Source organism: Mesorhizobium sp. B2-7-3 (assembly GCF_006440715.1).
Lineage (GTDB): Bacteria > Pseudomonadota > Alphaproteobacteria > Rhizobiales > Rhizobiaceae > Mesorhizobium > Mesorhizobium australicum.
Genome location: NZ_VFTY01000006.1, coordinates 443,406 through 461,492, shown reverse-complemented (window position 1 = coordinate 461,492; position 18,087 = coordinate 443,406). Strand labels below are relative to the sequence as shown.

At 62.2% G+C, this 18,087-nt stretch carries 15 protein-coding genes and 1 pseudogene; 4 read left to right on the top strand and 12 right to left on the bottom strand.

Features of this window, described 5'->3' with window-relative positions; all coding sequences use genetic code 11:
- The 3 genes from FJW04_RS17055 to FJW04_RS17045 form a co-directional block, all read left to right on the top strand.
- Positions 1–3,799 (top strand): VCBS domain-containing protein (locus FJW04_RS17055; protein ID WP_140715475.1); only part of this gene is annotated, 3,799 nt, incomplete at its 5' end.
- 63 nt (positions 3,800–3,862) lie between these two features.
- Complete coding sequence (locus FJW04_RS17050) at positions 3,863–5,557, top strand: type I secretion system permease/ATPase (RefSeq protein ID WP_140715473.1); 1,695 nt, start codon at positions 3,863–3,865, stop codon at positions 5,555–5,557.
- A gap of 19 nt (positions 5,558–5,576) precedes the next feature.
- Positions 5,577–6,914 carry an HlyD family type I secretion periplasmic adaptor subunit gene (locus FJW04_RS17045; RefSeq protein ID WP_140715471.1) on the top strand — a complete coding sequence of 446 codons (1,338 nt, stop codon included), beginning with the start codon at positions 5,577–5,579 and terminating at the stop codon, positions 6,912–6,914.
- A gap of 151 nt (positions 6,915–7,065) precedes the next feature.
- On the opposite strand, the gene FJW04_RS17040 is transcribed toward FJW04_RS17045, so the two are convergent.
- The 7 genes and pseudogenes from FJW04_RS17040 to FJW04_RS17010 form a co-directional block, all read right to left on the bottom strand.
- Positions 7,066–7,533 (bottom strand): metallophosphoesterase family protein, encoded by a 468-nt coding sequence (locus FJW04_RS17040; RefSeq protein WP_140715469.1) that lies wholly within the window; start codon positions 7,531–7,533, stop codon positions 7,066–7,068.
- A gap of 9 nt (positions 7,534–7,542) precedes the next feature.
- Positions 7,543–8,451 (bottom strand): MBL fold metallo-hydrolase, encoded by a 909-nt coding sequence (locus FJW04_RS17035; protein ID WP_140715467.1) that lies wholly within the window; start codon positions 8,449–8,451, stop codon positions 7,543–7,545.
- A gap of 307 nt (positions 8,452–8,758) precedes the next feature.
- Positions 8,759–9,391: a class I SAM-dependent methyltransferase gene (locus FJW04_RS17030; protein ID WP_140715465.1), complete on the bottom strand. Its 633-nt coding sequence runs from the start codon at positions 9,389–9,391 to the stop codon at positions 8,759–8,761.
- A gap of 104 nt (positions 9,392–9,495) precedes the next feature.
- A pseudogene (locus FJW04_RS17025) lies at positions 9,496–9,666 on the bottom strand (nuclear transport factor 2 family protein); the annotation flags it as partial.
- Between the two features lie 140 nt (positions 9,667–9,806).
- On the bottom strand, positions 9,807–10,409 hold the full coding sequence (locus FJW04_RS17020; protein WP_140715463.1) for an NADPH-dependent F420 reductase: 603 nt from the start codon (positions 10,407–10,409) through the stop codon (positions 9,807–9,809).
- Positions 10,410–10,440: 31 nt separating this feature from the next.
- The gene (locus tag FJW04_RS17015) at positions 10,441–11,193 is read right to left on the bottom strand and encodes a glucose 1-dehydrogenase (protein WP_140715461.1); all 753 of its coding nucleotides are present in this window, start codon (positions 11,191–11,193) and stop codon (positions 10,441–10,443) included.
- A gap of 48 nt (positions 11,194–11,241) precedes the next feature.
- Positions 11,242–11,976, bottom strand: a complete 735-nt coding sequence (locus FJW04_RS17010) for an SDR family oxidoreductase (protein WP_140715459.1) — start codon at positions 11,974–11,976, stop codon at positions 11,242–11,244.
- Positions 11,977–12,204: 228 nt separating this feature from the next.
- Between FJW04_RS17010 and FJW04_RS17005 the strand changes: the two genes are divergently transcribed.
- On the top strand, positions 12,205–13,101 hold the full coding sequence (locus tag FJW04_RS17005; RefSeq protein WP_140715457.1) for a LysR family transcriptional regulator: 897 nt from the start codon (positions 12,205–12,207) through the stop codon (positions 13,099–13,101).
- Between the two features lie 64 nt (positions 13,102–13,165).
- On the opposite strand, the gene FJW04_RS17000 is transcribed toward FJW04_RS17005, so the two are convergent.
- Genes FJW04_RS17000 through FJW04_RS16980 form a run of 5 tightly spaced genes read right to left on the bottom strand, consistent with a single transcriptional unit; the run spans position 13,166 to position 18,081 of the window.
- Entirely contained in the window at positions 13,166–13,906 is a 741-nt protein-coding gene (locus FJW04_RS17000) for a ribonuclease activity regulator RraA (protein WP_140715455.1), read from the bottom strand.
- 23 nt (positions 13,907–13,929) lie between these two features.
- A complete protein-coding gene (locus tag FJW04_RS16995) occupies positions 13,930–15,093 on the bottom strand; it encodes a mandelate racemase/muconate lactonizing enzyme family protein (protein WP_140715453.1) in 1,164 nt (387 codons plus the stop codon).
- A 33-nt stretch (positions 15,094–15,126) separates the two neighbouring features.
- Positions 15,127–16,224: an ABC transporter ATP-binding protein gene (locus tag FJW04_RS16990; protein ID WP_140715451.1), complete on the bottom strand. Its 1,098-nt coding sequence runs from the start codon at positions 16,222–16,224 to the stop codon at positions 15,127–15,129.
- Between the two features lie 10 nt (positions 16,225–16,234).
- Positions 16,235–17,125 (bottom strand): carbohydrate ABC transporter permease, encoded by an 891-nt coding sequence (locus FJW04_RS16985; protein WP_015319199.1) that lies wholly within the window; start codon positions 17,123–17,125, stop codon positions 16,235–16,237.
- Positions 17,122–18,081 carry a sugar ABC transporter permease gene (locus FJW04_RS16980; protein ID WP_140715449.1) on the bottom strand — a complete coding sequence of 320 codons (960 nt, stop codon included), beginning with the start codon at positions 18,079–18,081 and terminating at the stop codon, positions 17,122–17,124. The genes FJW04_RS16985 and FJW04_RS16980 overlap by 4 nt, the downstream gene beginning before the upstream one ends.
- Between the last annotated feature and the right edge of the window lie 6 nt (positions 18,082–18,087).

The window sequence follows — 18,087 nt, the reverse complement described above, 5'->3', positions numbered from 1 at the left end:
GGTGAGCGACGGGGCCGGCGGCTTCGACACCGCGACGCTCACGGTCACCATCCACGGCACCAACGACGCACCGGTAGCGGTCGCGGACAGCGGCTCTGCCACCGAGGCCGGGATCACGGCGGGCTCGGACGCGACCGGCAACGTTCTTGCCAACGACACCGACGTCGACAACACCCATGCCGAGCTGAGCGTCAGCGCGGTGACGGGCGGCACGGTTGGGTCGCCGCTGACCGGCCTGCACGGCTCGGTGACGATCAACGCCGACGGCAGCTACACCTACGTCATCGACAATACCGACCCGGCGGTTGACGCGCTCAACGCCAGCGGCACGCTGACCGACAGCTTCACCTACCAGGTGAGCGACGGGGCCGGCGGCTTCGACACCGCGACGCTCACGGTCACCATCCACGGCACCAACGACGCACCGGTAGGTGTGAACGACACCAGCGCCAGCCTCGGTGCTGTCGCGGCCACCGAGAAGGGCGGCACCCTCAACGCGTCCGGCGGCAACAACGGCACCGGCAACGTGCTGACCAACGACAGCGATATCGACAGCGCCGGCCTGACGGTCAGCGCCATCCGCACTGGTGGAGTCGAAAATGCGGGCTCGGCCGGCTTGGTAGGTGTCGGGCTGGTCGGCGCGCACGGCACGCTGACGCTCAACAGCAACGGCAGCTACACCTATGTCGTCAACGAGAACGACGCGACGGTGCAGGCGCTCAATACGGGCGGCTCGACCACGGACACTTTCAACTACACCGTCAGCGACGGCAGCCTGACCGATACGGCAGTTCTGACCGTCACCATCAACGGCGCCAACGATGCGCCGGTTGGTGTGAACGACACCAGCGCCAGCCTCGGTGCTGTCGCGGCCACCGAGAAGGGCGGCACCCTCAACGCGTCCGGCGGCAACAACGGCACCGGCAACGTGCTGACCAACGACAGCGATATCGACAGCGCCGGCCTGACGGTCAGCGCCATCCGCACTGGTGGAGTCGAAAATGCGGGCTCGGCCGGCTTGGTAGGTGTCGGGCTGGTCGGCGCGCACGGCACGCTGACGCTCAACAGCAACGGCAGCTACACCTATGTCGTCAACGAGAACGACGCGACGGTGCAGGCGCTCAATACGGGCGGCACGACCACTGACACCTTCAACTACACCGTCAGCGACGGCAGCCTGACCGATGCGGCAGTTCTGACCGTCACCATCAACGGCGCCAACGATGCAGCGGTTCTGTCGTCGGCCTCGGTCAACCTGACCGAGACCAACGCTGCAGCAAACATCTCGACCTCAGGCACGCTCACTATCTCGGACGTCGACAGCTCAACGACTTTCATCGCCCAGACGGCCAATGTTGGAACTTATGGAACCTTTGCAATCAACACGGCCGGTGCCTGGACTTACACCGCCTCTTCTGCTCACAATGAATTGGTCGCCAGTCAGCATTACACCGAGAATTTCGACGTGGTCAGCGCCGATGGCACTCACACTTCAGTACACATTGACATACTCGGCACCAACGACGCCCCGGCAATCGATCTCAATAGCGGAACGGCCGGGACATCCACAATCCTGAACTACACGGCGGGGTCCGCCGCTACAGCCATCGCCCCAGCAGCGACGATAACGGACATCGACTCCGCCAACTTCGGCGGCGGCTCGCTCACTGTCGGGTTCACGGCAAACGGCGCGGCCACGGACCAGTTGACCATCCAGAATCAGGCCCCCGGCGCTGGCCAGATCACCGTCAGCGGCAATAGTGTGAGCTATGGTGGCACACTCATTGGTACCTTCACCGGCGGCACGAACGGGTCGAATCTGGTCGTGACCTTCAATGCCAATGCCACCGCGGCGGCCGCGCAGGCCCTTGCCGATCACATCCTCTATGCGAACGCAATCAGCGGAACCATCGCAAAGAGCGTGACCTATACACTGGTGGACGGCGGCGGAACGGCCAACGGCGGCACTGACACAGGCACGGCAATAGCGACGATCAACGTGACGGGCGGTGATACAACGGCGCCGACGGTCGTCATTTCGCATGACAACAACGGTGCCAAGCAGACGATCACTTTCACCTTCAGTGAGGCGGTCTCGGGCTTCGACATCAATGACATCGCGCTGGTAGGCGCAACTGCGACAGCCGGGACCTTCATACATGTCGGCATCGACGGCACCGGGCACGACATCTACACCTTGGATGTTACGAAGCCAGTCGGCGGTGGCGCGCATACCGTCCAAGTCCTGTCCAGTGGCACCGGTACCTCATTCTGGACTGACATAGCCGGAAACCCTGGGGTCGGTACTCCAGCTTTTAACCTGCCCGCCGGCACCTCCGGCGAGCCTATCAACCTTGCTCTCACCGACCCATCACATGAGGGCGCGCTCATCACCGTCACGGTGAAGGATGTGCCTTCGGGCTGGACCATCGACGGCGCGATCCACAACGCCGACGGAAGCTGGACGATCCAGACCAACGACCTGCACGGGCTGACCGTTACCACGCCGGCCAGTTTCACCGGGGCAGCCGTGCTCGATGTCGAGATGACCTGGATCAATGCCGACGGCACCACGGGCACCGCATCGATCGCCGATAATGTCGAGGCCTACGCACCGGGTTCGCCGATCTTTGCCTGGTCCGGCGACGACGTGCTGACCGGCTCGCACGGCAACGATCTCTTCGTCTTCTCGCAACCGATCGGCGCCGACACGGTGCACAATTTCGATGCCGCGGCCGACCAGATCGATCTCATCGGCTATAACGGATTGGCGGACTTCGCCGACCTCCAGACGCATATCGCCGACGATGCCAACGGCAATGCGGTGATCGCACTCGGCGACGGACAGTCGATCACGCTGGACGGCGTGCATTCGGGCGCACTCACAGCCAGTAATTTCGTGTTCGACCAAACGCCTGTGGTCAACAATTCAGGCACCATGACGATCGGCGACGGTGCGTTGCTGCCGCTCAGCGGCATTGTCAACAACAGCGGCCTCATCTCGCTCGACTCGACCGGCAGCGATACGCTGCTGCAGGTCATCCAGCACGGCGTGACCTTGCAGGGGGGCGGGCAGATCCTGCTGTCCGACAGCGCCGCCAACATGATTTCCGGCACAGGGCCGGACGTCACTCTGGTCAACGTCGACAACACGATCTCGGGCGCCGGCCAGCTGGGCGGCGGCATGCTCAGCCTCGATAACCAGGGCACCATCATCGCCACCGGCTCGCACGCGCTGATCATCGATACCGGTGGCAGCGTCGTCACTAACTCCGGAACGCTCGAGGCAACGGGTTCGGGCGGCTTGACGGTCGCCGGCGGCCTGGCGAATTCAGGCATGCTCTGGGCCAATGGCGGCGACATCGTGATCCACGGCCAGGTTACCGGCGACGGCGATGCCACCATCGGCAATTTGTCGAAGCTGGAGTTCGGCGGCGCCTCGTCGACGGACGTCACCTTCGGACACGACGCTGCCGGCACGCTGCAACTCGACGATTCCTTCGACTACAGCGGACGGATCGGGGGCATCACCAATGATGACAGGCTGGACCTCGGCGATATCCTGTTCGGTGCGGGAACGACGGCCGTCTATCAGGCAAACCAGGATGGCAGCGGCGGAACGCTGACCGTTTCGGATGGCACCCACGGCGCCGCGCTGCATCTGGTCGGCAATTATGATGCGAACGCCTTCAAGCTTGCCGATGATGGCCAGGGTCATACCGTCGTTTCGTACAATCCGGCGGAATTCACGCTGACCGGCATCGGCAATGGAGCGATTTCAAGCGACTTCGTGGTGTGAGCGAAAAGGGCCGCCGGCTACGGCGGCTCCCTGGCCTGACGTGTATCGAGTGGGGTTCTGGAAGTGGATAGCAAGTCTCGAATTGTGAAGGATGCGCTTCGGGCATGCCGCCGCTATTTCCTGCTTGCGGCGGCGTTCAGCCTGGCGATCAACCTGCTCTACCTCGCTTCCCCCCTCTACATGCTGCAGATCTACGACCGGGTTGTCACCAGCGGCAGCGAAACCACGCTGGTGATGCTGACCCTGGTGTTGCTGGCAGCCTTCCTTTCGCTGGCGGGTCTCGACCTGGTCCGCGCCTGGATCCTGACGCGTGCCAGCGCCCGGCTCGACCGGCTGCTTTCGGCAAAGATCCTCGCCGCGTCCGTCGAGGCCCCATCGCCCGGTTCCTCGCCGAGCCAGCCGATCCGCGACTTCGATACGTTCAGGCAGGTCATCACCGGCAGCGGCATCCACGCTTTGTTCGATCTGCCATGGTCGCCCATCTACATCGGCATCATCTTCCTGCTGCATCCGTGGCTCGGCTTCTTCGCACTGGGCTGCTCGCTGCTCCTGATCGGCATGGCCGTGCTCAACGAGTATCTCGTGCGCTCGCCGCTGAAGCAGACCAACGAGCTGGCGACGAACAACTATAACTTCACCGAGATGAGCCTCAGGAACTCCGAAGTCGTTCGCGCCATGGGGATGATCGACGGTCTCATCCGCCGCTGGGGGCGCGACCGCAACCTCGCGCTGCGGCGCCAGGCGGAGGCAAGCGACCGTGCCGCCTTGATGTCGGGCCTCATCCGGTTCCTGCGGCTCACCATGCAATCGCTGATCCTCGGCCTCGGCGCCTATCTGGTCATCGAACGGCAGATTACTGGCGGCACCATGTTCGCGGCGAGCCTCCTGCTGGGCAGGGGGTTGCAGCCTGTCGAGCAGATCGTCGGCCTCTGGCGCAGCCTGATCCTGGCGCGGGCAGCGTTGGCAAGGGTCGAGAGGCTGGTCGACGGGGGCGCGCGCAACGAAAGAGCGTTCAACCTGCCGAAGCCCAGCGGCATGATTTCCGTCGAGCAGGTAAGCTTTGCAATTCAAAGCCAGCAGAAAGTGCTTCTGCGCGACGTGTCGTTTCGGTTGGAAGCAGGCGAGGCGCTCGGAATCGTTGGCCCCTCCGGCGCCGGCAAGTCGACCCTGGCGCGCCACCTTGCCGGCGTCATGCAACCCAGTCGCGGCACAGTCAGGCTGGATGGCGCCGACCTGTCGCAATGGGGGCACGACGCATTAGGTGATCACATCGGCTACCTGCCGCAAGATATCGAACTCTTCTCCGATACCGTCGCCGCCAACATTGGGCGCTTCAAGACCAATGTCGACCACGAGGTGATCGAGGCCGCGCGGCTCGCCGGCGTACACGAGATGATTATCCGCCTGCCGCAGGGCTACGAGACGCAGATCGGGGAGGGCGGCGCCGTGCTGTCGGGAGGATATCGGCAACGGATTGCTCTTGCCCGGGCGGTGTTTGGAACGCCGAAACTGATCATTCTCGACGAGCCGAGTTCCAATCTCGACGCCGATGGCGATCGCGCGCTGAGCGACTGCGCGATCGAGCTCAAGCGCCGCGGCAGCACTGTTATCATCGTCTCGCACCGGCCCTCGACCTTGGCGAATGTCGACAAGATCCTGCTGTTGCGCGATGGCGCCGTCGAGGCGTTCGGCATGAGAAACGAGATCGTGGCGCTGCTCAACCAGCGCGCGGCTCCAATGGCGGTGGCGACCCAATGAGCTGTGGTCGGAGAGATCGATGAGCGACAGTGCCCTCACTTACCATAGCCTGCCTGGCGAGTCCGGCATCCTGGCTCCGGAATCCATCCGGGTGCCGGCCTATATTGGCCTGCTGATCATAATGGCCTTTTTCGGCATTTTCGGCGGCTGGGCGGCCTTTGCCCCTCTGAACGGTGCCGTGCTCGCCGATGCCATCGTCAAGGTGGAAGGCAATCGCAAGAGCGTCCAGCACTTCGACGGCGGTACGGTGAAGGAGATCCGCGTTAAGGATGGCGACGTCGTCAGGAAGGGCGACATAATGCTGAAGCTGGACGACACCAGGATTCGGTCCGAGTTCAATCTCTATGCCCAGCAATATGCACTGTTGCGCGCAACCGATGCCAGGATCCGGGCCGAATTGGACGGCAGCCAGGCGGTTGCCTTTCCCAAGGACATACTCAAGGAGCACCAGGACTACCTCAAGGACGCAATGGCAAACCAGATCGCCGACTTGGAAAGCCAACGCGCCTCGATGGCCGGCGCAAGGCAGATCCTCGAACGGCGCATTGCCGAGCTCGAGGAGCAGATACGGGGCAAGCAGTCTCGGGTCGAATCCTACCGGGCCCAGCTCAAATCGACGATCGGCGAGAAGGCCAGCCTGTCGAAGCTGCTCAAGGCCGGTTTGACGACCCGCCCACGCGTCCTGGAACTGGAAAGGTCGGCCTCGGATTTGCAGGGCTTGATCGATGATAATCTCGGCGCCATCGGCGGCACCCAACAGAGCAAAGCTGAGCTCGAGAGCCAGATCGCACAATTGACCAATGAGCGCCGGACCAAATTGTCGGCCATGCTGATCGATACGCAATCGAACCTGTCCGACCTCATACCCAAGATGTTCGCCGCCCAGGCCGCCATGGACCGGGCCGAAGTGCGTGCGCCCTATGATGGCCAAGTGATGGATCTCAGCGTTTTCTCGATCGGTGCGATCGTGGCGCCGGGCCAGACCATCCTTGACATCGTGCCGACCGAGAATTCACTGATCGTCCAGGCACAGGTTCGCGTCGAGGATATATCGAACCTGCGTCCCGACATGGCCGCCGAAGTTCGTTTCACATCATACAAGCAGCGTTCGATACCCATAATTCATGGACGCGTCGCCCGCATTTCGGCGGATCGCATTACCGACACCAAGACAGGCTTTCCCTATTACCTCGCGGACGTAGCGGTCGATCCCGTGGAATTGGCCGCAGCCCCACAGATTGCGCTTTATCCGGGCATGCCGGCGTCAGTCATGATGGTTACCGAGCAACGCACGGCGCTCGACTACATTCTAGGCCCGCTGGTTGTGTCGTTCCACTCAGCGTTTCGCCAGAAATGACGGATCAGTCCATCACCGCACGCGGCGAGAACTCCCGTTAAACAAGTCGCGAAGAATGCGTGTCTCCGCGTTACGGCGCGCCTGCCATCTTGTGAAAAATCGAGGAGACACTCGGATATAGGTGCGGGCGTGGTGTGCGCGCTGAATTGGTTCAGCCGCTTGCCAAGCTCAATATCGAAGGCTCTATGCTGTCTCGAGTGATGTCGACCGTCGCAAGGGTGACAGGCAGCTTAAACCGTCGTGGGCCAGCGCTGCCCGGATTCAAGTAAAGCACGCCATCCACTGTCTCCATCCCCGGCACATGCGAGTGACCGGACACGATCAAGTCGATGCCCTGGGCAACCGGGTCGATCTGCAGCGTCTTGAGATCATGAAGCACGTAGATTGCTCGCCCGGCAAGACGTACGAGCTCGGTTTCCGCGTATGGCAGCGCCCAGCCACTGGTGTCCACGTTTCCTCTGATCGCGGTAACCGGCGCGATACAGCGAAGCGCCGTAATGATCTCAGGGCGACCGATGTCTCCTCCATGAATGATGTGGTCGACCCCGGCCAGGCAACGCGCCGCCTCCGGCCTCAGCAAGCCGTGCGTGTCCGAGATGACGCCAATTCTGAATGTCATGGCCCTGCCCTAAACGGTGAGGGTGGTGAAATCCGTTGCGATAAGGCTGTTCGCAAACGCCTGAACGGCTTCCGCGAGAATTTCTTCGTCGTAATAGCGGCCGGAGATGTGCGTAAGAACGAGCTGCTTTACATCGCTGGTCGCTGCCAGCGATGCTGCCTCCGCGGCTGTCAGATGTCCGTAGTCGCGCGCCATCGCTGCATCTCGTTGCAGGAATGTGGCTTCGATGACAAGCAGGTCCGCGCCGCTCACCTTGTCGGCCAATCCATCAGTGGTTTCGGTGTCGCCTACAATGACCAGCTTCTTGCCAGCCTCGGCTGGTCCGAGGACTGCTTCGGGAGCAATCGTTCGGCCGTCGGGAAGAGAAATTGAGCGGCCTTCGGCCAAATCTTTCCGGATCGGACCGTCTGGCACACCGAGAGCTACCAAGCGGTCCGAACGGAGGTGACGACGCGCCGGCGTCTCGAAGACGAAGCCATAGCTGTCGGTGTCGCGATGGCGAACTTGAAAGCAATCGACGGTGAACTCATCCACCTCGAACACGCGTCCGGGGGCAAGCGGCACGAGTTGCAGCGGGATCGGCGCGCGTCCCTTACCCCAAAGGCCAGCGAGCATGCGGGCGACGACGTCAAGAGTGTCTGCGCTGCCATGAATGGTCACATGGTTCTTGCTCTGCCGGAGCCGAAGCGTCGAGAACAAGCCTGGAATCCCGAGCACGTGGTCGAAGTGCGCGTGCGTGAGGAGCAGGCGATCAAGTCGCCTGAATCCGGCGCCGCTGCGCAGAAGCTGACGCTGGGTGCCTTCCCCGCAATCGACCAGCACCCGTTGACTGCCGGCTTCAACGAGCAGCGCCGGGTGATTGCGCCCGGCCGAGGGCACGCTGGCCGAGGTTCCGAGGAAGATAAGCCTGAAGGTCATGCGAGCAGTCTACCTCGCGGGCAACGAGACCTCAAAGCGGGCGAAGGAGCGGTCCTAGATAGACTTCGCGTAACCGGCTTGGAGCGACAAAAGAGTGAGCGTGAGCGCATTCGGCATCGCGTGTCGCGTATCGCGCCAGATTATAGGCAGTGAGATAGCTCACAATCTTCTCCGATCCCTCTTCAAGAGGGCTGCGTTACACCAGCACCTTTGCTCAAGAGAACGGACAGCCAAGGCCCTCCGTGTGGAAAGGGCAACGCTTTCACGCTTGCGGGAGCTGAGCCACTGTGGGGCGGATGACTCACTGTCAGGGCCTCAGGAACCGATAGGCGAGACGATCGGTCTTGCCCTTGATCGAAGGATCGAACACCTTGCTCGAGTGCGGATCATCCTTGTTCGCCAGCATGGTGCTTTCCGCGTCCAGGACGAAACCGGCCGCCTCCACCTCCTCGCGAACGGATGCAGGCTCGATCCGATGCAGCGACTGTGCCTCGCTCGTGCCGGCCCCGACGGCGGCGGCGTGGTCCACGATAACGTAGGAACCACCGGGCTTCAGCCGCTCATAGACGGCTCGATTGAAGTCGGCTGCCGTCGCGCCCCTGGCCTGAATCAGAGCGGTGTGGAGATCGTGGTAGAACAGATGCAGCCATATAACATCCGCTGGCTGCGTGACCTCCGGCATCGCCACAAGGTCCGCCGAGACGGCTTCGACGTTCTCTCGGCCCGGCTCCTTCGCGAGCGTCCGCATGCGGCCGACCGGATCGTCCTTGAAGTGGGCGACTTCGGCCGGCACGAAGCTGTAGACACGTCCTTGGGGTCCCACGATGTCTGAGAAGACGCGGGTCCAGTCGCCGTCGCCCGGGTAGACGTCGATGACGGTGAAGCCCGCATCTGCGCGTGCGAACCGGATCAACTCGGATAGCTTGGATTGGTCGTACATCGAGATCTCCTTTCGATTGAGCATTCGACGAGCGCCAGCGTGCGAGGGGGCGATCCACGGCTGATCCGCCGTCCACCACATTCGATGGCCGCAGACGGCCAGCGCTACGCCGATCCGGACGCGTCCATCTGCGAGGCGCGTGCCAGTGCTTGTGTGTCGACGTATTCCCGGATGTTGGTCAATCTGCCGTCCCGGACCGTGATGGCGAAGATCCAGTCGTCCTCGAACGTCTTGTTCGTGGCCTTGATCTTTCCCCTCGCGGAGCCGACGACCAAACCCGGCCGATCGCGGCGAAGAAGTCCTCCACGGTCTGGATGGTCTTCTCGATAGTCATGGGAATTTCCCTATTTCGCACGGACCGGATCACGCTCGGTCCGGTCTGTGCATCGTGACCCTGCCGGTGGGCACGTCGTGTTCATCGGTCGAACTTGACCAGGTCCTTAAAGATCAGATGACCCCAGCTATTTCCGCGCGCCTGGACCAGCAGCCCACCTTCCGAAAGCCCGCCAAGTTTGATCGGCGAGAAGCCGAGATTTTCCGCGAGCGTACCAATCTCCGCTGCGGCAGCGTCATCGTCGCTCGCCAGGAACACGACTCTCCTGCCGCCATGCACTGCTGGATCTTGGTCAAGGGTGGCAGCGCCCAAATGGTTGAAGCCCTTGACCAGTCGTCCACCGGGGAAAGCCTGCGCGATGAACTTGGAAGAAGGCTGTCCTCCCAGCTTCTCAGGGGGCACGCCGTAGGCATTGGTCACATCGACGATGGTCTTCCCCTTCCAGGTGGACAGCGCCTTCGCGACATCCGGATGGGACTCGAAACGGACTGCCAAAAAGATGATGTCCGCCTTGACCGCGTCCGCCAGCTTTTTGGGGATGATCGTAGGCCCGATCGCGGCCGCGTCCGCGGCAAAGCTTTCCGGGTCGCGCGTGGTTGCGACGGATACCTCGATGCCCTTGCGAGCAAATGCCTTGGCGAGGGCTCGGCCAATATTGCCGAAGCCGATAATTGTGTAGCTCATGATGTTTCTCCGATCTTGTGTGATGCCGAGGTCAGACCTGGGCCATGCCTCCATCAACGGCGAAATCTACGCCGGTGATGTAAGAGCTTTCGTCAGAAGCAAGGAAAGTGACGGCAGCCGCGATTTCCTCTGGCTTGCCCCTGCGACCCATTGGGATCTGTGAAGCAAACTGGGCGGCCGCTTGCTCGGCTTGCTCGGGGGTAAGGCCCGTCGTTGTCGCCAATGCCGGGGTCTCGATTGGCCCGGGACTCATTGAATTCACGCGAATTTTGCGATCTTTCAGCTCTAGTGTCCAAGCGCGCGCGAAGTTTCGCACCGCCGCTTTACTCGCTGCGTAGGCGCTGAACCCTGGCAGCCCCAATACGTTGGAGACCGAAGAGGTCAGGATGATCGAACCGCCGTCACTGAATAGTGGAAGCGCCTTCTGTACCGTGAAAAACAACCCCTTCACATTCACATCGAAGGTTTGGTCAAAATGGGCCTCAGTCGCTGCCGCGAGCGGTGCGATTGTCCCTGCGCCTGCGTTCGCGAAGAGAATGTCGATGTGGCCGTGTTTCTCTTTCACGACGGCATAGACCCGGTCCAGATCCTCCAAGCGCGACACGTCGCCTGCGACCGTCGTAACGTTTCTCTCGATGAAGGCCGCGGCCTCCTTCAGCTCTTTCTCTCGTCGCCCGGTGATCACGACGTGCGCGCCTTCTTCAACGAAGCGCTTGGCTGTCGCCAAGCCGATCCCGCTGCTTCCGCCGGTGATGACGGCGACCTTATTTTCTAACTTTTTCATGATCTTCTATCCTTCATTGTGTGAGCCAGACGCGGGAACGCGCCGGCGTCAGAGTTGCGCCAGGCCGCCATCGACGGCGACCTCGCTGGCAGTCATGAAGCTGCTGTCCGACGACGCGAGAAAGGCAGCCACCGCCCCAATTTCCGCCGGATCGGCCATGCGCTGGAGCGGAGTCATCGAGGCGAAGACCTTCTGTCCTTCCTCGCCCAGCGCTTCCTTCGCGAGTTCGGTCGCCGTCGCCCCGGGCGACAGCACGTTTACGCGGATGCCGGTCCCCTTCAGGTCCTCCGCCCAGGTCCGCGCGAGGTTGCGCACTGCCGCCTTGCTCGCGCTGTAGGCAGTGAACCCCGGGGCGCCCGTGGTGCCGGCGCTCGATCCGGTCACGATGATCGAACCGCCCGGGCCCATCAGCGGCAGCGCCTTTTGGACCGTGAAGATCGTACCCTTCACATTGGTGTCGAAGGCTTCGTCAATGTGCTCGGCGGTGATCTGGCCGAGCGGAAGCGGGCCTCCAGCCCCGGCATTGGCGAAGACGATGTCGAGGCTTCCGCGCTCGGCCCTCACCGCAGCGTAGAGCCGGTCGAGGTCGGCCTCATCCGAGACCGAGCCTTTCACCGCGCGGGCATTGGGCCCGAGGTCCGCCACAGCGGCGTCGAGCGCTTGCTGCCGGCGGCCGAAGATGAAGACGAAGGCGCCTTCCTCGATGAAGCGCTTTGCAGCGGCGCGGCCGATGCCGGTAGCGCCGCCGGTGATCACGGCGGTCTTTCCATTCAGTCTGTTCATGTCGTGCGTCCTTCGTTTCGCCATCTCGGGTCTTTGGCTGTACGGTGGGTCAACCCGAGAGCCTGAACATGGGATCGCCGAAGTCGGGCGGTGAGTGCGGAATCGTGCACATCGGTGGTGCGAAAACGATCCAGTCAGACGATTGAACGCCGCAACAGTCGCGCACATTGCGGCTCGGCGTGCTAGAATGGGCTTCGGAAGGCGCAGCTGGCGGCGCGGGAATGCACCATGATTGACTGGGATGACGTTCGCTACTTTCTTGCCGCCGCGCGCGGCGGCTCAGTACGGGCTGCCGCCGAGCGCCTCGGGGTGTATCACTCGACCGTGCTGCGACGCATCGCTCAACTCGAGGAACGCCTCGGGACGCGGATGTTCGAAAAGCTGCCTTCGGGCTACCGCCTGACGGCTGCGGGCGAGGAGGTCCTCGAGCTCGCGAACCAGATGGAAGCGTCGTCGCACCAGCTGGAGACGCGCGTCTTCGGTCGCGACCAGAGCGCGCGCGGGCTTTTGCGGGTGACAGTTCCACCGTTCCTCGCCACACACCTGCTCATGCCGGATCTCGCCGACTTCGCGCGTATGCATCCGGATATCGAGATGGAAATCTTGACCACTGGCGAGGTGGCGAATCTGACAAACCGAGAGGCCGACGTCGCGATCCGCATTGTCGCCGACCGCAAGACCCTGCCGCTCAATCTTCACGGCCTGAAGGGACCGGAGGTGTTCAGCGGCGTCTACATGTCTCGCGATCGACTAGCCGCGTTGCGTGCGGGCACGCCTAATCCCCTCCGATGGATCGTAATAGACAATTATGGAATTCCGGACTGGGCGCGCGAGGGAGAAGTTCACATCACGGGATCTCCGTTCAGGACTCCGGATGCCGAGACGCAGATCATCGCGGCGCAGCAAGGGATCGGGATGACGAAACTGCCGTGCTTTGTCGGAGATACCGACCCCCTGCTGGTGAGGGTGCCGGGCACCAACCTGCCCACGCATGGGACACTCTGGATTCTCACGCAGGGGGAGACACGCAAGACGAAGCGCGTTCGGCTTTTCACGGAGTTCGTGTCCCGCAGGCTCGCCGCGTACGCTCCGCTTACCGCGGGACTGTCCGTAACGCGTGACTAACGCCCGTCCGGGACCTGGCGGTTCGCCTGCCCTCCATGAGACATTTCGGGGTCTCGATCGTCCATCAAAATTTTGGGTTGGTTGCCCGCCAGGCCTCGTACTCTTCGGTCGCACTTGGGTGCAGCGGATAATAGCGTTGCAACGACCCGCCCTCCATGAGCTTCATGCGTGAGAACTCCTCCCAATCGTGATGCTTCTGGGATTCTTCGATCACCTTCGCGGCCATCGCAACGGGTAGCACCACCACCCCGTCATCGTCGGCGACGATGATGTCGCCGGGGATCACGGTGACACCGCCGCAGGCAATCGGAACGTTGACGGCATTGGGATAAATGCTGGTTTGCACATGGTAGTTGGGCGTCCAGCCGCGCAGCCATAGGGCCAGATCGAGCTTTTCGACATTGGGCCGGTCGCGCATGCAGCCGTCGATGACGATGCCCGCGCCGCCTCTGCCCTTGAAATACGTCGACATCATATCGCCGAAGACGCCCGAACTCATGTCGCCGCGCGCATCGACCACGACCACATCCCCTTCCTGTGCGTGGTACAGCACATGCCGGTGCAGCTGTGTTTCCGGATCGGCATATTCTCCCTCGTTGAAAAGATCGGGCCGCTGCGGCAGGAACTGCAGCGTCAGCGCCGGTCCGACGATCGATCTCCCGTGGTTCTGCGCCACCGGGCCGACCATATGCGGATTGCGGAAGCCCATATGGCCAAGCGTGCCGGCAACCGTCGCGGCGCCGATCTCCTTTAGCGCGTCGATCAGATCCTTCGGCGGCCGCGTGATGTCGGAACTATGCGTCATTGTGGACTCCGATTGAAAGGGAACTACCAGTTCGTGACAGAACCATCGCGGCGCTTGAGGTGGGGCGCTTCCCAGAAACGGAAGCTCTGCGCCTGGACGGCCTCTTCGTTGACCTCGACGCCGAGCCCCGGCAGATTGCCGACGGGGTAGTCGGGGCCGTCGAGCCGTGGTTGCACCGGGAAAAATTCGGAATTGTCGAAGCCAAGCCTTGCTTCGGGGGCCCTGGTTTCGAGCCACGCGAAGTTGGGGACCGCGGCGGCCAGATGCACGGTCGCGGCCGTGCACACTGGACCAAGCGGATTGTGCGGCATCAGGTCCACATAGTGCGCCTCGCTCCAGCCAGCGATTTTCATTGCCTCGGTGAACCCGCCGGCATTGCAGATATCGAGCCGGTTGAACTGGTGGATGCCGCGCTCGATATAGGGCAGGAACTGCCACTTGCTGGTAAATTCCTCGCCAATGGCGAAGGGGATGTCGGTCATCGTGCGGAGGGATTCGTACGCTTCTGGCGTCTCGTCGCGTATCGGCTCCTCGAGGAAATCGAGCACGCCGCGGTCGAGCTTGTTGCAGAAGCTCGCCGCCTCCGCCACCGACAGCCGATGATGATAGTCGATGCCGAGGACGACATCGTTACCCAGGGCCCGGCGCGCCTTGTTCAGCATGGTCGCGGTAGCGCCGATCGACTCGCGTGGCTCGAAAACATCCCTGCTGTTTTGCCCGACGGGAAAGAAGCGGATCGCCTGCCAGCCTTGTGCGCGCAGTTCGCGGGCCCGCTCGATGGCAACATCGCCCTCGGCTTCGTCTCCGGTCGAGGCGAAGGTGGGGATCCGGTCGCGCTGCTTGCCGCCCAGCAATTCGTAGACCGGCACCCCCAGCGCCTTGCCCTTGATATCGTGGAGGGCGATATCGATGGCCGAAATAGCTGCCTGCAGAACCCGACCGCCTTCGAAATACTGGCTGCGATAAACCTCCTGCCAGACCCGCCCGATCTGCATGGGATCGCGGCCGATGAGAAACTCGCGATAGTGCTCGATCGCGCCGGCCACGGCCTTCTCGCGGCCGCTCAGGCCGCTCTCGCCCCAGCCGAAGATGCCCTGGTCGGTCTCGACCTTGACCAGCATCTGATTGCGCGTTCCCACCCATGCCGGATAGGGTTTGATCGCCGTGATCTTAAGTTTCGTAGTCATCCACGCCCGCGTCCCACACGCATCCGCCCTGTCTCAGTCGACCTCGAGAGCCATCTCGGTCTCACCGTCGAACAGATGCATCCGCTCCTGGTCGAACTCGAGCCAGATCCGCTCGTCGGGCGCGACGGCAATGTTGGGCGGCACGCTGACGTTGACGATGGCACCGGACAGGAACGCCTGCACGAAGGTGACGTCTCCGGTTGGTTCCACCGTGTAGACCTTGGCCGGGATGCTGCCTTGCACGGCGCTCTTGTGGAGCTTGATCGTCGAGTGGCGTGCGCCGAGCACGATTTTCCTGGTCGTTGCCCCCGTGACCTTCTGGACGTTGCGCGGCGAGAGCCCGAGGCTCCAGCCCTCCGCGCTGGTCAGCACGGTGTTGCCGTTCGCCGTCGATGTCTCCAGCGGAATGAGGCTCATTGCCGGGCTGCCGATGAAGCTGGCGACGAACATGTTCACCGGATGGGCAAAGACCTGCGCCGGTGAATCGTATTGCTGCAAGAAGCCGCCGTTCATCACCGCCATCTTGTCGGCCATGGTGACGGCTTCGAGCTGGTCGTGCGTCACATAGATGATCGTCGCCTTGAGGTCCTGGTGGAAGCGCTTGATCTCCGACCGCATCTGTACGCGCAGTTTCGCGTCGAGGTTGGAGAGCGGCTCGTCCATGAGAAACACCGCGGGATCGCGCACGAGAGCACGGCCCAGCGCCACACGCTGCTGCTGCCCGCCCGAAAGTTCGCGCGGCTTGCGCTCGAGCAGGTGCGTCATGTCGAGCACGCGCGCCGCTTCCTTAACCTTCTTGTCGATCTCGTCCCTGGGCAGTTTGCGCATCTGTAGCGGGAACGCGAGGTTCATGTAGACCGACTTTTGCGGATAGAGCGCGTAGTTCTGGAACACCATTGCGATGTCCCGGTCCTTGGGGTCGAGATCGTTGACCACCTGGTCGCCAATGAGGATGTCGCCCGATGTGATCGGGGTCAGCCCGGCAACGAGATTGAGCGTGGTCGTCTTTCCGCAGCCTGAAGGGCCGACAAGCGCAACGAACTCGCCGTCGTTGACCGTCAGTGAAACGTCGTTGACGGCCTTGAAGCCGCCATAGGTCTTGACGAGATCTTTGAGGACCACGTGGGCCATCGGCAACTCCCTAATGCTTGACCGCGCCTTCTGTCAGGGCGCGTACGAAGTATCGCTGCAGGACGAGGAACAGCACCACGACAGGCACGCTCATCATGAAGCTCGCCGCCATCAGTCCCGGAAAGTCCGTCGTGTTTTCCGAGAAGAAGCGCTGGATGCCGACCGGCAGGGTCAACTGTTCATTTTTGGAGAGGAACGTGTAGGCGTAGATGTACTCGTTCCACGCGCCGATGAAGGAATAGATCGCGGTGGCAATGATCCCCGGCGTCGAGAGCGGCATCACGATCATGATGAAGGCCTGGAACCGTGTTGCCCCATCGATACGCGCCGCCTGCTCGAGCTGCACCGGGATGTTGTCGTAAAAACCCTTGAGCAGCCAGATCGCCAGGGGCAGGCCGAAGGTGAGATAGGTCAGGATCAGCGAGCCATGCGTGTTCACCAGCCCGATCGCACGCATCAGGATGAAGAGCGGCACGAGAAAGATCACCGCTGGGAACATGTTGCGCAGCAGCACGGCGAAGAACAGGAAGTTCCGGCCGGGGAAGGTGAAGCGCGAAAACGCATAGGCCGCGGGGACGGCAACGATCACCGAAAGGATTGTCGTGACGGTCGACACGAACAGGCTGTTCCAGAAGAAGCGCAGGAAGTCCTGGCCGACGCTGTTCTGCGGATCGAGCAGCTTCTTGTAGCTGGCAAGCGTAGGCTCGTTTGGCCACCATTGCGGCGGGAATTGCGTCGCCGCGAAGCCGGACTTGATCGAGGTGATCAGCATCCAGATCATCGGCACCGCGGTGTAAATCAGCATGAACAAGAGGAAGATGCGCCCGGCCCAGCGCCATCCGTCGACGCGCATGCGGCGATGGGGCCGGCCTCGGGAGGCTGTCTCTGCAAGCGTGCTCATGTGCTCCCGTCTTTCCGCTCGTTGCCGCTTAGCGCCCGGACGTAGAAATAGCCCAGCGTCATCAGGATGAGGAACAGGAGCACCGAATAAGCCGATGCCACGCCCCAGCGCTGGCGGCCGAAGGCGAGCTCATAGATGTGGGTTATCCAGATATGCGATGCGTTCGACGGCCCGCCTGCGGTCATGATCCAGGGGATGATGAAGGAATTGAAGTTGGCCACCGCGAGCAGCAGAATCGTCACCACCGAGACGTTGCGCAAGTGCGGGAAAGTAACGTGCCAGAAGCGCTGCCATGCATTGGCCCCGTCGACCTTGGCGGCCCGCAACAATTGCTCGGGGACTGTCTGCAGGCCGGCCATCATCATGATCATGGCAAACGGAAACTCGCGCCAGATATTGACGACGATCAGGGAGGGCAGCACCGTGCTGACGTTGTCGATGAAATTGGGTGGCCGGTCAGTCAATCCGAGGCCGACCAGCACCGCGCCGATGATGCCGAAATCCGAATGGTAGATCCACTTCCAGATATAGGAGGCGGCAACGGCGCTGATCACCCAGGGAATGATCAGGATGGCGCGCAGGACGCCGCGGCCGACAAAGTCTCGGTGCAGCGCCAGCGCCGTGGCAAACCCCAGGACAAAGGAGATGAAAGTGGATCCGAATGTCCAGATCAGGGTGTTCCAGGTTACTTTCCAGAACACATCGCTGGTGAGGATGGTGGTGTAATTGTCGAAGCCGATGAAGGTCTTGTCGCGGAGCTGCAGACCGGGGGGCGTCTTATAGAACGACAGCTCGATCGTGTAGTAGATCGGATAGGCGATGACGACGAGCATCACGGCGATCGCCGGGAGCACGTATGCGTAGTCGGCGCAATGGGCCCAGATGTTCCGCAATGCGCCTGACCCGCCGGGTTGCGATTTTCGGCGAGCCTCGGCCTTGCCGGTCACGATCGTCACTGTGGC